This is a genomic window from Streptomyces sp. NPDC015242 (genome assembly GCF_043079125.1).
GTDB lineage: Bacteria > Actinomycetota > Actinomycetes > Streptomycetales > Streptomycetaceae > Streptomyces.
Genome location: NZ_JBIBUF010000002.1, coordinates 619,416 through 632,707, shown reverse-complemented (window position 1 = coordinate 632,707; position 13,292 = coordinate 619,416). Strand labels below are relative to the sequence as shown.

At 73.7% G+C, this 13,292-nt stretch carries 15 protein-coding genes; 9 read left to right on the top strand and 6 right to left on the bottom strand.

Annotated features, from left to right (window positions below; genetic code table 11):
* Positions 1–76 precede the first annotated feature (76 nt).
* Positions 77–1,168 carry a bifunctional succinyldiaminopimelate transaminase/glutamate-prephenate aminotransferase gene (locus tag ACF07N_RS08295; RefSeq protein WP_383324182.1) on the top strand — a complete coding sequence of 364 codons (1,092 nt, stop codon included), beginning with the start codon at positions 77–79 and terminating at the stop codon, positions 1,166–1,168.
* A 71-nt stretch (positions 1,169–1,239) separates the two neighbouring features.
* Here the strand turns inward: ACF07N_RS08295 and ACF07N_RS08290 are convergent, their stop codons facing one another.
* Positions 1,240–1,686 carry an ATP-binding protein gene (locus ACF07N_RS08290; RefSeq protein ID WP_392109808.1) on the bottom strand — a complete coding sequence of 149 codons (447 nt, stop codon included), beginning with the start codon at positions 1,684–1,686 and terminating at the stop codon, positions 1,240–1,242.
* Between the two features lie 345 nt (positions 1,687–2,031).
* A complete protein-coding gene (locus ACF07N_RS08285) occupies positions 2,032–3,012 on the bottom strand; it encodes a heavy metal transporter (RefSeq protein ID WP_392109805.1) in 981 nt (326 codons plus the stop codon).
* Between the two features lie 85 nt (positions 3,013–3,097).
* Between ACF07N_RS08285 and dapE the strand changes: the two genes are divergently transcribed.
* Complete coding sequence (dapE, locus tag ACF07N_RS08280; protein ID WP_392109802.1) at positions 3,098–4,177, top strand: succinyl-diaminopimelate desuccinylase; 1,080 nt, start codon at positions 3,098–3,100, stop codon at positions 4,175–4,177.
* 118 nt (positions 4,178–4,295) lie between these two features.
* On the top strand, positions 4,296–5,054 hold the full coding sequence (locus ACF07N_RS08275) for a TIGR00730 family Rossman fold protein (protein ID WP_383324170.1): 759 nt from the start codon (positions 4,296–4,298) through the stop codon (positions 5,052–5,054).
* Positions 5,055–5,082: 28 nt separating this feature from the next.
* Here ACF07N_RS08275 and folP read toward each other — a convergent pair whose 3' ends face one another.
* Positions 5,083–5,943 (bottom strand): dihydropteroate synthase, encoded by an 861-nt coding sequence (folP, locus tag ACF07N_RS08270; RefSeq protein WP_392109799.1) that lies wholly within the window; start codon positions 5,941–5,943, stop codon positions 5,083–5,085.
* A 142-nt stretch (positions 5,944–6,085) separates the two neighbouring features.
* Here folP and ACF07N_RS08265 point away from each other — a divergent pair, with 142 nt between their 5' ends.
* Both ACF07N_RS08265 and ACF07N_RS08260 read left to right on the top strand, forming a co-directional pair.
* Complete coding sequence (locus ACF07N_RS08265) at positions 6,086–6,475, top strand: DivIVA domain-containing protein (RefSeq protein WP_392109796.1); 390 nt, start codon at positions 6,086–6,088, stop codon at positions 6,473–6,475.
* The gene (locus ACF07N_RS08260) at positions 6,472–7,092 is read left to right on the top strand and encodes a DNA-3-methyladenine glycosylase I (protein ID WP_392109793.1); all 621 of its coding nucleotides are present in this window, start codon (positions 6,472–6,474) and stop codon (positions 7,090–7,092) included. The genes ACF07N_RS08265 and ACF07N_RS08260 overlap by 4 nt, the downstream gene beginning before the upstream one ends.
* Positions 7,093–7,126: 34 nt before the next feature.
* Here ACF07N_RS08260 and ACF07N_RS08255 read toward each other — a convergent pair whose 3' ends face one another.
* On the bottom strand, positions 7,127–7,930 hold the full coding sequence (locus ACF07N_RS08255) for an enoyl-CoA hydratase/isomerase family protein (protein WP_392109790.1): 804 nt from the start codon (positions 7,928–7,930) through the stop codon (positions 7,127–7,129).
* A 382-nt stretch (positions 7,931–8,312) separates the two neighbouring features.
* Between ACF07N_RS08255 and ACF07N_RS08250 the strand changes: the two genes are divergently transcribed.
* Positions 8,313–8,480, top strand: a complete 168-nt coding sequence (locus tag ACF07N_RS08250; RefSeq protein ID WP_003966491.1) for a DUF3117 domain-containing protein — start codon at positions 8,313–8,315, stop codon at positions 8,478–8,480.
* 113 nt (positions 8,481–8,593) lie between these two features.
* On the opposite strand, the gene ACF07N_RS08245 is transcribed toward ACF07N_RS08250, so the two are convergent.
* Positions 8,594–9,292: an O-methyltransferase gene (locus ACF07N_RS08245; protein WP_383337893.1), complete on the bottom strand. Its 699-nt coding sequence runs from the start codon at positions 9,290–9,292 to the stop codon at positions 8,594–8,596.
* Positions 9,293–9,526: 234 nt separating this feature from the next.
* On the opposite strand from ACF07N_RS08245, the gene sigE reads away from it, so the two are divergent.
* Both sigE and ACF07N_RS08235 read left to right on the top strand, forming a co-directional pair.
* Positions 9,527–10,225, top strand: coding sequence for an RNA polymerase sigma factor SigE (sigE, locus tag ACF07N_RS08240; protein ID WP_383325012.1), 699 nt, complete (start codon positions 9,527–9,529; stop codon positions 10,223–10,225).
* Entirely contained in the window at positions 10,222–11,256 is a 1,035-nt protein-coding gene (locus ACF07N_RS08235) for a zf-HC2 domain-containing protein (protein WP_392109787.1), read from the top strand. Before sigE ends, ACF07N_RS08235 begins: the two co-directional genes overlap by 4 nt.
* Positions 11,257–11,609: 353 nt before the next feature.
* Here the strand turns inward: ACF07N_RS08235 and ACF07N_RS08230 are convergent, their stop codons facing one another.
* Positions 11,610–11,789 carry a hypothetical protein gene (locus ACF07N_RS08230; RefSeq protein WP_392111145.1) on the bottom strand — a complete coding sequence of 60 codons (180 nt, stop codon included), beginning with the start codon at positions 11,787–11,789 and terminating at the stop codon, positions 11,610–11,612.
* Here ACF07N_RS08230 and ACF07N_RS08225 point away from each other — a divergent pair.
* A complete protein-coding gene (locus ACF07N_RS08225; RefSeq protein ID WP_392111081.1) occupies positions 11,715–13,286 on the top strand; it encodes a trypsin-like peptidase domain-containing protein in 1,572 nt (523 codons plus the stop codon). The two genes, ACF07N_RS08230 and ACF07N_RS08225, sit on opposite strands and share 75 nt — an antisense overlap.
* Positions 13,287–13,292: the final 6 nt, after the last annotated feature.

Below are 13,292 nucleotides of genomic sequence, written 5' to 3'. Positions count from 1 at the left end.
GCCCGATCGCCGTGCGGGGCCGAGGCGTTTGCCGTCCCGACCCGGCTCGTACGCACCAGAAAGTGAGCCAGAACCCGTGTCCGCAGTCTCCGACCGCCTGCCCACCTTCCCCTGGGACAAGCTGACCCCGTACAAGGCCACGGCCGCCGCCCACCCGGACGGCATCGTGGACCTGTCCGTCGGCACCCCGGTCGACCCGGTCCCCGAGCTGGTCCAGAAAGCGCTGGTCGCGGCGGCGGACTCGCCGGGCTATCCGACCGTCTGGGGCACGCCCGAGCTGCGCGACGCGATCACCGGCTGGGTCGAGCGCCGCCTCGGCGCCCGGGACGTCACCCACCGCCACGTCCTGCCGATCGTCGGTTCCAAGGAGCTCGTCGCCTGGCTCCCGACCCAGCTGGGCCTCGGCCCCGGCGACCGGGTGGCCTTCCCGCGTCTGGCCTACCCGACGTACGAGGTGGGCGCCCGCCTGGCCCGCGCCGCGTACGAGGCCTACGACGACCCGACCGAGCTCGACCCCGAGGGCCTGAGGCTCCTCTGGCTGAACTCGCCGTCCAACCCGACGGGCAAGGTCCTGGCCAAGGAGGAGCTGACCCGGATCGTCGCGTGGGCCCGTGCGCACGGCATCCTGGTCTTCTCCGACGAGTGCTACCTGGAACTGGGCTGGGAGGCCGACCCGGTCTCGGTGCTGCACCCGGACGTCAACGGCGGCTCCTACGACGGCATCGTCTCCGTCCACAGCCTGTCCAAGCGCTCCAACCTCGCCGGCTACCGCGCGGCCTTCCTGGCCGGTGACCCGGCGGTGCTCGGCCCGCTGCTGGAGATCCGCAAGCACGGCGGCATGATGACGTCCGCGCCGACCCAGGCCGCGGTCGTGGCGGCCCTCGGCGACGACGAGCACGTCCGCGTCCAGCGCGAGCGGTACGCCGCCCGCCGCACCCTGCTGCGCGAGGCCCTGCTCGGCCACGGCTTCCGCATCGAGCACAGCGAGGCGAGCCTGTACCTGTGGGCGACGCGCGGCGAGTCCTGCTGGGACACGGTGGCCCACCTCGCCGAGCGGGGCATCCTCGTCGCCCCGGGCGACTTCTACGGCCCCGCGGGCGCGCAGTTCGTCCGCGTGGCCCTGACGGCGACGGACGAGCGGGTGGCGGCGGCCGTACGGCGTCTGTGACCACTGCCCCGGTGCATGCGGAAGGGGTCCGGGGAAAGCTCCCCGGACCCCTTCGGCGTTCCCGGCGCGCGTCAGCCGACCGGCAGGCCCTTCACCGGCAGCGAGTCCGCGGACGGCACGCCGCCCTTGGTGAGGGAGTCCGTCGGCAGACCGCCCTTCGCCGAACCGGCGGCCTCGCCGACGAGCTGCCCGGCGGAGCCGGCCGCGTCGCCCGCCGCCTTCTGCGCCACCGGCGTGGCCTTCTTGACCGCCTTGCCGCCGGTCTTGCCCGCGGCCGGGACCGCCTTCTTCACCGTCTTGCCGCCGGCCTCACCCGCGGTCTCGGTGACGTTCTGCGCCGCGCCGTCGACGGTGTTGCCGACGTTGGCCCCGTCCAGGGCGGTCAGCCCACCGAGGTTCGGGGTGGCCGGCAGATCGGGCGCCGCGCTGGCGGAGCCGGCCGCACCGACCCCGGCAGCCGCTCCCGCAGCGACGATCAGCGCGGCACGGGCGATCCGGCGGGTCAGGGGGAGGGACATGGTGCTCCTTCGACGGAGGAAACAGTGAGCTACGTGAAGTGTCCGACCCGGTCGGGGAGTTGATCGACTGGCTGTTGATCGCCCCGGCTCGGACGCAGTGACTACCGCTCGAAGCCCGCGAAGGTTGCGGCACCGCAACGTAAAGAGTTGGCAATGCGTCGCATTATCGGCTGCGGATCAACCCGGGCAAAACGCCTCCCGCGCAATACGCCGCGAACACCTTCCAGCCCTGTGTTCCCAACGGTTTCCGCCGTTCGGCGGGGGAGGGCGCGCACACCCGCGCGGTCCGTCGCCGCGCGGGGCGCGGGTGACCCGTGCGGGTGAGGTCCCGTACCCCTGCGCGATCTAGCGCATCGTGACGATCCGGACCGCGTCCGCGGTCCGCTCCGCCCCTGCCGTGCCCTTGGCCGCGACGGACCGCCACTGGCTCGCGGTGTTCCCGGCGACCCACTCGCGGCCCGCGTACGTCACCCGCGCGATGTGCAGCTCGGCGGCGTTCGCCACGGCCCAGTGCGCCAGCTGCCAGCCCCGCTGCCGCGCGCCCCGTCCGGCCGCGTCATCGGTGCCGGGGTCCACCGGCAGCGTCACCGTCCGCCCGCCGGATCCACCGGTGGCGCTCGCGGAGGGCGTGGGCGCCACCGCCGCGGAGCCGTCCACCTGCGCTCCCGCCGGCTCCAGGGCGTCGCGCCCGAAGTCGCGCACCAGGGCCGCCCGCACCCCGTCCGGGCCCGAGGCCCGGGTCGCGGCCGGCCGGCCCTCGCAGGTCAGCGTGGCCGCGGACTGCCCGGTCAGGGCCGCGGCGAGCAGCGCGGCGTCGGGCTCGTGCTTGGCGTACGCCTGCGGGAAGCCGCTGCGCTGCACGCGCTGCGCGGCGTCGGTCAGCGGCAGCCGCGTGTACCCGGGCACCTTGACCAGGTGGTCGTAGAACTCGCCCGCCGAGTACGTCGGGTCCATGATCTCCTTCGGCGTGCCCCAGCCCTGCGAGGGCCGCTGCTGGAACAGGCCGAGCGAGTCACGGTCGCCGTGGTCGATGTTGCGCAGGGCCGACTCCTGCAGCGCGGTCGCCAGGGCGATGGTCACGGCCCGCTCGGGCAGGCCGCGCGCGGTCCCGACGGCGGTGATCGTCGCCGCGTTCACCGCCTGCTCGGGGGTGAACTCGTACGACGCCCCGTCACCCTTGCCGGAGACGACTTTGCAGCCCGGACCACTGGCGCCCCCGGTGATGTACTGCACGACGAGGTAACCGGCGACCGCCAGCAGGGCCACGAAGGCGGACCCGCATCGGAAGAGGCGGCCACGACGTTTGGGAGAGGACGGCTCTGGCACGCCGTACAAGGTACTGGAGAGTACGGAGTGGCATGAGCCCGGTGGGAAGACTGTGTGCGGGGCAACGCGCGTTAGGGTCGACGGCATGGCCGACACCTCGCTTGACCTCACGCTGGACGCCGCGGAGCTCACCGCCCGGCTCGTCGACTTCCGCTCCGAGAGCGGCACCGAGAAGCCGCTGGCGGACGCCATCGAGACCGCGCTGCGCGCGCTGCCCCATCTGACGGTCGACCGGTACGGCAACAACGTCGTCGCCCGCACCGGCCTGGGCCGCGCGGAGCGGGTCGTCCTGGCCGGCCACATCGACACCGTCCCGATCGCGGACAACGTCCCCTCCCGGCTCGACGAGGACGGCGTGCTGTGGGGCTGCGGCACCTGCGACATGAAGTCGGGCGTCGCGGTGCAGCTGCGCATCGCGGCCACCGTCCCGGCCCCCAACCGCGACCTGACCTTCGTCTTCTACGACAACGAGGAGGTTGCGGCGGAGCTCAACGGCCTCAAGCACGTCGCCGAGGCGCACCCCGAGTGGCTGGCGGGCGACTTCGCGGTCCTGCTGGAACCCTCCGACGGCCAGGTCGAGGGCGGCTGCCAGGGCACACTGCGGGTGCTGCTGAGGACCACGGGCGAACGGGCCCACTCGGCACGCGGCTGGATGGGCTCCAACGCGATCCACGCCGCCGCCCCGATCCTCGCCCGCCTCGCCTCCTACGAGCCGCGGTGGCCGGTCATCGACGGCCTGGAGTACCGCGAGGGCCTGAACGCGGTCGGCATCACCGGGGGAGTGGCCGGCAACGTCATCCCCGACGAGTGCGTCGTCACCGTCAACTTCCGCTACGCCCCCGACCGCACCCCGGAGGAGGCCGTGGCGCACGTCCGGGAGGTCTTCGCGGACTGCGGCGTGGCGGAGTTCGAGGTCGTCGACCACAGCCCCGCCGCCATGCCCGGGCTGTCCCACCCGGCCGCGAAGGCGTTCATCGAGGCGGTCGGCGGCACCCCGATGCCGAAGTACGGCTGGACGGACGTCTCCCGCTTCTCGGCCCTGGGCGTCCCGGCGGTCAACTACGGCCCCGGCAACCCCCACCTGGCGCACAAGCGGGACGAGCGCGTTGAGGTCGCGAAGATCCTCGCGGGCGAGGAGCGCCTGCGGAACTGGCTGACCGCCTGATTCCACCCGGGCCGTTCGTGTTTACGGCGCTCCATCGCGGACATGCTCACGTCCCTCGTTCGTAACCCGCGTAGATCTACGCTGAGGTGGAAAGACAGGCACGACGGAGGGAGCGCACATGGCGACCGGCAACCCCGAGGGGAAGAAGCAGCCGCCGGAGGAGAAGCGCCTGGGCCCGGTCCTCCAGCGACGGGACCAGGTGCAGGCCAGCACGACCGACCAGCGGCTGCTGGACGAGCGGGCCCCCTCCGACTGGGTGCACACCGACCCCTGGCGCGTGCTGCGCATCCAGTCGGAGTTCATCGAGGGCTTCGGCACCCTCGCCGAACTCCCGCCCGCGATCAGCGTGTTCGGCTCGGCCCGGACCCCCGCGGACTCGCCCGAGTACGAGGCGGGCGTCCGGCTGGGCCGCGGCCTGGTCGAGGCGGGCTTCGCGGTCATCACGGGCGGCGGCCCGGGCGCGATGGAGGCGGCCAACAAGGGCGCCCTGGAGGCCAGGGGCATCTCGGTCGGCCTCGGCATCGAGCTGCCGTTCGAGCAGGGCCTCAACCCGTACGTCGACATCGGCCTGAACTTCCGCTACTTCTTCGTGCGGAAGATGATGTTCGTCAAGTACGCGCAGGGTTTCGTCGTCCTGCCCGGCGGCCTCGGCACCCTCGACGAGCTCTTCGAGGCCCTCACCCTCGTCCAGACCCAGAAGGTGACCCGCTTCCCGATCGTCCTGTTCGGCACCGAGTACTGGGGCGGCCTGGTCACCTGGCTGCGCGAGACGGTGATCGCGCAGGGGAAGGCGGCGGAGAAGGACCTGCTGCTGTTCCACGTGACGGACGACGTGGACGAGGCGGTGGCGCTGGTGTCGAAGGAGGCGGGCCGGTAGGAGCCGCCGAGGACCCCGGGGCCCTCGGCTACGCCAGTCCGCGCCGGGCGACCGCCGGCACCCGGTGCCCCGCGATCGCCGCGACCATGTCCAGCACCTGCCGTGTCTCGGAGACCTCGTGCACCCGGTACACCTGCGCCCCGAGCCACGCGGACACGGCCGTGGTCGCCAGCGTGCCGACCAGCCGCTCCTTCACGGGCCGGTCCAGGGTCTCCCCGACGAAGTCCTTGTTGGACAGGGACACCAGCACCGGCCACCCGGTGGCGACCATCTCGTCCAGCCGCCGCGTCGCCTCCAGGCTGTGCCGGGTGTTCTTCCCGAAGTCGTGCCCGGGGTCGATCATGATCGACTCCCGCGGCACGCCCAGCGCCAGCGCCCGCTCGGCCAGCCCGGCCGTCACCTCGACGATGTCGGCCATGACGTCGTCGTACTCGACCCGGTGCGGGCGGGTCCGCGGCTCGGCGCCCCCGGCGTGCGTGCACACGAGCCCCACCCGGTAGCGCGCCGCGACCTCCGCGAGCCCCGGGTCGACCCCGCCCCACGCGTCGTTCAGCAGGTCCGCCCCGGCCTCGCACACGGCCTCGCCGACCTCGGCCCGCCAGGTGTCCACGCTGATGATCACGTCCGGGAACCGCCGCCGCACCTCCCGGACGAACCCGACCGTCCGCCGGGCCTCCTCCTCGGCCGTGACCTCCTCGCCCGGCCCGGCCTTGACCCCGCCGATGTCGATGATCGCCGCCCCTTCGGCCACGGCCCGCTCCACGCGCGCGAGGGCCGGCTCGTCGCGGAACGTGGCGCCCTGGTCGTAGAAGGAGTCGGGGGTCCGGTTCACGATCGCCATGATCACCGGCTCGTGCGGTCCGAATTCCCGCCTGCCCAGCCTGAGCATCCCCTGTGACCTTCCCTGGTACGTCCCGTCTTCCGCCGCCTGCGACCCTAACGGTCGCGGGCTCATGGCACGATCGGAGCCTGACAGCATCCGACTCGGAGGACTACGCGACTCCGATCCGTCCGACCGTGGGGGCCCCGCGATGGTTATGTTCCTGTTCCTGGTCGTCGCGCTCGCCGTCGTGGTCGGCGCGGTGACCCTCGCGGTGGTCGGCGGCGGGGAGAACGGCCCGCTGCCCGAGGCCGCCCCGGAGCGGCTGCGCGACCCCCTCCCCCCGGACCGCCCGGTCAGCCGCGCCGACGTGGAGGACCTCCGCTTCCCGCTCGCCGCCCGCGGCTACCGCATGGCCGACGTCGACGACGCCCTGAGCCGCCTGGGCGCCGAGCTCGCCGAACGCGACGCCCGGATCGCCGACCTGGAGTCGGCCCTGGCGGGCGCGCGAGCGGCCTCCTCCCACGGGCCGCTGCACCCGTCCGGCGAGCACCGCGTGTCCATGGACAAGCCCGCCCCGGGGCCGGAGGACCGGCCGTGAGCGACGGTGCCGCCCTGGCGGGCCCGGACGGCCGGCTGCGCTGCCCCTGGGCCCTGTCCGCCCCGGAGTACGTGGCGTACCACGACGAGGAGTGGGGCCGCGCGGTCCACGGCGACGACGCGCTGTTCGAGCGGCTCAGCCTGGAGGCCTTCCAGTCCGGGCTGTCCTGGATCACGATCCTGCGCCGCCGCCCGGGCTTCCGCGCTGCCTTCGCCGACTTCGAGATCGACGCGGTGGCCGCCTTCACCGACGAGGACCGGGAGCGGCTCCTGGCCGACACCGGCATCATCCGCAACCGCGCCAAGATCGACGCGACCCTCGCCAACGCCCGCGTCCTCGCCGAGTGGTCCCCGGGCGACCTGGACGCGCTGATCTGGTCCCACGCCCCGGACCCGGCCGCCCGCCCGGCCCCCAGGACCCTCGCGGACGTCCCGCCCGTCACCCCGGAGTCGACGGCCCTGTCCAAGGCCCTGAAGAAGCGCGGCCTGCGGTTCGTGGGCCCGACGACGGCGTACGCCCTGATGCAGGCGTGCGGCCTGGTCGACGATCACCTGGCGACGTGCGTGGCGAGGAGCGCCCCGGCGGGGACGCGGGGAGCTGCGCGAGCAACCACGTAGCACCCGCAGCCCGACGGCGCGGACCGCCCCGGACTCACCGGCCCAGGTACTTCGGCTTCTCCTTGTCGACGAAGGCCCGCACCGCGATCGCGTGGTCCTCGGAGGAGCCGGCCCGCGTCTGCAGCTCGTCCTCCTTCTCCAGCGTCTCCTCCAAGGAGTGCGTCAGCCCGTAGGACACCGACTCCTTCAGCGCCGCGTACGCCACCGTCGGCCCGCCGGCCAGTGCCCGCGCCACCTTCTCGGCCTCGGCCCGCAGCTCCCCGGCCGGCACCAGCCGGTTGGCGATCCCGAGTTCGCAGGCCTCCTGCGCGCTGATGTTCCGCGGGAAGAGCAGCAGGTCGGTGGCGCGCCCCGGGCCGACGACCCGCGGCAGCGTCCAGGAGATCCCCGAGTCCGCGGTCAGCGCGACGCCCGCGAACGAGGTGTTGAACGCCGCCGTGTCCGCCACGATCCGGTAGTCCGCCGCGAGCGCGAACCCGAAGCCCGCCCCGGCCGCCACCCCGTTCACCGCGGCGACGACCGGCTTCGCCGCCCCGGCCAGCGCCCGGACGATCGGGTTGTAGTGCTCGCGCACCGTGCTCATGGTCTGCCCGGAGCCGGTCTCCCGGTCCCGCACGAGCAGCCCGATGTGCTCCTTGAGGTCCTGCCCCACGCAGAACGCCCGGTCACCGGCCGCGGTCAGCAGCACCGCGCGTACCGCGGCGTCGCCCGCCGCGGACTCGACCGCCTCCCGCAGGGCGACCTTGGCCGCCACGTTCAGCGCGTTCATCGCCTCCGGGCGGTTCAGCGTGATCGTCGCGAGTCCGTCGCTCACCTCGTAGAGCACGGTGTCGGCCATGGCGTATCCCCTCCGCGTCGCGGCTCGGGGACGTACCGGCTGGTACGTCCCGCTCTGCAGGACAGCATGACGGAGATCGCAGGCGGGGGACCGGAGCGTCCGTGTGACCTGCGTCAAAGAATTTCCGACCGGTTCCGTTCGGCGGACGTGTGTGCGGGGGCGGAGTATCGCAGCCTCATCGCCGAATTGAGTGGTTTTGCTCGCGTGCGTTGCCCAAGCGATGCCGACTGATGTTGGTCATCGGGTCCTGGGATGCGGGATAATGGCTGGGAAGCAATGTGTTCGATGCCGGTGTCGCGTGTCCTGCCACTAGGAACCGCACGTGTGCCCTTCTCAGGGCCGTCGGCTTTGACTGAGCTGGGTTTCAGGAAGGGGTACGAGCATGGCGGCCATGAAGCCGCGGACGGGTGATGGCCCGCTCGAGGTGACCAAGGAGGGGCGGGGCATCGTCATGCGCGTTCCGCTCGAAGGCGGCGGTCGGCTCGTCGTCGAGCTGACCCCGGACGAGGCCGACGCCCTGGGCGACGCCCTCAAGAAGGTCGTCGGCTGACGCGCAAGCGCGACCATACCCTTCCAGCTGCCCCGGCATCACGTGAGGTGCCGGGGCGGCTGTTTTCCCATGGAAGCGTTCCGCCTGCCCCGGCTCGCGCCCCGCCGGCACGGCTACCGTTTCACCGCGCACAGCAGACCGTCGCCCACCGGCAGCAGCGACGTCACCAGTTCCGGGCTCTCGCGCACCGCGCGCAGCAGCTCGCGCAGCCGCAGGACCTCGGTCGGCTGCGGACCGGAGTCGACGGTCCGGCCGTTGGCGAAGGCGCCCTCGAAGACCACCAGCCCGCCGGGGCGCAGCAGACGCAACGATTCAGCGAGGTAGTCCATGACCTCCAGCCGGTCGCCGTCGCAGAAGACCAGGTCGTAGCCGGCGTCGGCGAGGCGGGGCAGCACGTCCAGGGCGCGGCCCGGGATGAAGCGCGCCCGGTTGCTGGCGAAGCCCGAGGCGCGGAAGGCCTGGCGGGCGAACTGCTGGTGCTCCGGCTCCGGATCGACGGTCGTCAGCACGCCGTCGGGGCGCATACCGTGCAGCAGGTGGATGCCGGAGACGCCGCAGCCGGTGCCGATCTCCGCGACGGCCTTCGCGTCGACGGAGGCGGCCAGCAACCGCAGCGCGGCGCCCGTGCCGGGCGACACCGAGCGCAGCCCTGCCTCGCGGGCCCGGTCACGGGCCCAGTGCAGTGCTTCGTCCTCGGCGACATAGGCGTCGGCGAACGCCCAGCTCGTCTGCCGGTTGCCGGTAATGACCCTCTCCTGTCCCCGTGGATGCCTGGGCGTGACTGTATCCGTTGGGCTCGGGAACCCGCAGATGGGACCGGTCGTTTGAAGGGACGAGCGAGCGGCGCGGGCCGGGACGGGGGGCGAGCGGTGGACCAGGACGCCGGGCAAGGGGCGACGCAGCAGTACGAGGCGTATCAGCCCAGATCAAATTCTCGTAAAACCGCTTATCCGGTCCTAACGGGCGAGGTGGCTATGGTAGGGGCTCCACTGGACACCACCAGAGCTGACAGGGGAGGTGCGGCTGCGCCTGTGGATCGCGGAGGAGTGTTCCGGCGCTTCCTCGGATCGGCGGGCAGGCCGACATCCGTGAACGACACCGCTGACCACAGCCACGCCGCTGGCTCCGCCCAGACCGCGACCTTCACCACCGACGCGGACGGGCAGGCGTGGACTCCGCCCACGTGGGAGGAGATCGTCAGCACGCACAGCGGGCGGGTCTACCGGCTCGCCTACCGCCTCACGGGCAACCAGCACGACGCGGAGGACCTCACGCAGGAGGTCTTCGTCCGCGTCTTCCGCTCCCTGTCGACGTACACGCCGGGCACCTTCGAGGGCTGGCTGCACCGCATCACCACGAACCTGTTCCTGGACATGGTGCGCCGCAAGCAGCGCATCCGCTTCGACGCCCTCGGCGAGGACGCGGCCGAGCGGCTGCCCAGCAAGGAGCCCACGCCCCAGCAGGTCTTCAACGACGCGCACTTCGACGCGGACGTCCAGCAGGCGCTCGACACCCTCGCCCCCGAGTTCCGCGCCGCGGTCGTCCTGTGCGACATCGAAGGACTGTCGTACGAGGAGATCGCCGCCACCCTCGGCGTCAAGCTCGGCACGGTCCGCTCGCGCATCCACCGCGGCCGGTCCCAGCTGCGCAAGGCCCTCGCGCACCGCTCCCCGGAGGCGCGCGCCGAGCGCCGCTCCTTCGTGCCGCGTGTTCCCGCACTGGGAGGAGGGGGCGCGAGCGCGTGAGCGGATCACGACCGAAGGCTTCCGAGGGACACCTCGCAGAGCAGCACCTGGGAGACCGACTCTCCGCCCTGGTCGACGGAGAGCTCGGTCATGACGCGCGCGAGCGCGTACTGGCGCACGTGGCCACCTGCCCGAAGTGCAAGGCGGAGGTGGACGCCCAGCGCCGGCTGAAGAACGTCTTCGCGGAGGCGGCCCCGCCGCCCCCCTCCGAGAGCTTCCTGGCCCGCCTGCAGGGACTACCCGCGGGCGGCGGCCCGGACGGTGACCTGCCGCCGGGCGGGTCCGGGCTGCCCGGCGGGCGGTTCGGCGCGTCCGGGGCCTTCGCGGCCAAGCGCGGAGAGCGGTTCGAGTTCGAGTACGCCCCGTCCCGGCCGCACCTCACGGCCCTGCCCCCCTCCGCTGGCCGGGCCCTCGCGGCCGGTGACCGCGGTCTGCCGCCCGACCAGGGCGGTCTCCCCACGGGCGGCCGGGGCTTCCGCATCCACGACGTCGGCCGGCACGACCCGGACCGGTCCTCCTCGCGCCTGCGGTTCGCGTTCGTGGCCGCCGGAGCGGTGTCCCTGGCCGCGATCGCGCTGGGCGGTGTCACCGTGGGCACCCCGGCCGACACGGACGCCCGCGGCGGCTCGGGCACGGGAAGCAACGTCACGCCGCTGCGCACGCAGGGCACGGGCGCCGCGACGGCCCCCGAGTCCCAGCGCCGCCGCGGCGCGGCACCGCTGCTCGGGCAGCTGCACGGCCAGCACCTGCTCGGCCGGACGCCCGCCGCCCCGACCGAGGTGTCAGCGCCGCTGCTCCCCGGTGTGCCGCCGCCCTCCGCCCGGCACGGCGCCGTGCACGCGCTGACCGCACCGGTGGTGGCCGGTGCCGCCGTCATGTCCCCGCTGATACGTCCGCTGCAGGCGGCCCCGCCGGCCGCACTGACGTCCTGGTCGCCGCTGCCCGAGATCACGGCACCCCTGCTCGCCGTTCCGCTGCCGGACACCACCTCGTCCGCCTCACCCTCCGCTTCCTCGCGCACGGCCCGCTGACCGGCCTCTGCGCACCGGCCCGCGAACCTGATTGAATCCGGGGGTGACGCCTGGCCGGCGTGTGTCCGGGCGCCGATCCGACGAACTGCGGCCACCGCCGACGAGCCGTGCCGCGGCTGTGCTGTGGGGAGAGCATGAACGAGGGGAAGCCCACGAAGGCGAAGTGGTGGAGTCGTCCACGGCCGCAGGATCCTGCCGGGGCGGAGCCGGAAGCGGAGGAGGGCCGGGGCCCGGCGACGGTCCCGGGCGACTCGGGTGACACCGGGGGAGACTTCGAACTGGCCCGGCCCGAGACCCGGCGGGACGAGGACTCGGGCGACTACGAGCTGCGGCGCCCTGAGGACGTGGTGACGTCAGCGGACGGGCCCGTCGCACCGGCTGCCGGACACGTGGCCGACCCGGCCGAGGCTCCGGGCCCGGGCCCGCAGGCCGGGCGCGCCGATTCCGGCCCCGCCGCGGTGCGAGATGCCCAGGGCCCCGCTGCCGACGTGCCCGTCGTACCGGCCCAGCTCGCCGCCCCCAAGCCACTGCACGACCCCGACCCCTACAGCACCCCGCCCTACGGCGAACCGGGCCCCTGGGCGCCGGCGCCGCCCGTCCAGCACCCGGCGGCGACCCCGGCGCACAGCGTGACGACCCCGGCGGCCCCCGCCCCGGCGCCACCCACCCTGGCGGGCGCACCCACCCTGGCGGGTGAACCCACCCCGGCAGGCACGCCGGTCCCGTCCGGCACAGTTTCCGCCCCCGGGGCACCGACCGCCCCGGGGGCACCGACAGCCCCGGCCGGACACGCGCCGGTCCCACCCGGCGCCGTCCCCGCACCGGCGCCCGTGCCCGGCCCCTGGCAGCGCTACGACCCCTGGGCCGCCCCCGGGACCCTCCAGCAGACCGGGGCGCCGGTGCTGAGCGCCGAGCAGCGACGCGCGCGGGGCAGGAAGGCGCTCGTGGCCGGGGCCGTGGTGCTCGCGTTGGTGTCCGGGGGCATCGGCGGGCTCGTGGGCACCTACCTGGAGCGCAACGGCGGCGTGGGCACGGTCGAGCTGCCGCAGGCCGGGAAGGAGGCCGCAGGACGGGACGCGGACAGTGTCGCCGGGATCGCCGGACGCGCCCTGCCCAGCGTGGTCACGCTGCACGTGAGCGGCTCGGGCGAGCAGGGCACGGGCACCGGATTCGTGCTGGACACGCGCGGTCACATCCTCACCAACAACCACGTCGTGCGGCCCGCCGGAAGCAGCGGCGAGATCACCGTCACCTTCAACGGCGGTGAGACCGCACGGGCCGAGCTCGTCGGCCGGGACAGCGGCTACGACCTCGCGGTGGTGAAGGTGAAGGGCGTCAGCGGCCTCACCCCGCTGCCCCTCGGCAACTCGGACAACGTGCAGGTCGGCGACCCGGTCGTGGCCATCGGCGCGCCCTTCGACCTGGCCGGCACCGTCACCTCCGGCATCATCAGCGCCAAGCAGCGGCCCATCACGGCCGGAGGCGAGAAGGGCGACGGCAGCGACGTGTCGTATGTGGACGCGCTGCAGACCGACGCGCCCATCAACCCCGGCAACTCGGGCGGGCCCCTGCTCGACTCCCAGGGGCGGGTCGTCGGCATCAACTCGGCCATCCGCTCGGCGGGCAGCGGCTCCGAGCTGGACGGCGGCCAGTCGGGCTCGATAGGCCTCGGCTTCGCGATACCCATCAACCAGGGCAAGCGCGTCGCCGAGGAGCTGATCAACACCGGCAAGGCCACCCACCCGGTCATCGGCATCACGCTCGACACGGACTACACGGGCGACGGCGCCCGGGTCGACACCGAGGGCAGCGAGGGCGGTCCGCCGGTCAGCGCGGGCGGCCCGGCGGCCCGGGCCGGCATCAAGGCGGGCGACGTCATCACCGAGGTCGACGGCCGGCCGGTCCACTCGGGCGAGGAACTGATCGTCAAGATCCGGGCGCACCGCCCGGGCGACCGGCTGGAGCTGACCGTCGCGCGGGGCGGGAAGGAGCGGACGGTCTCGCTCGTCCTCGGATCGTCCGGCGGCTGAGTCATG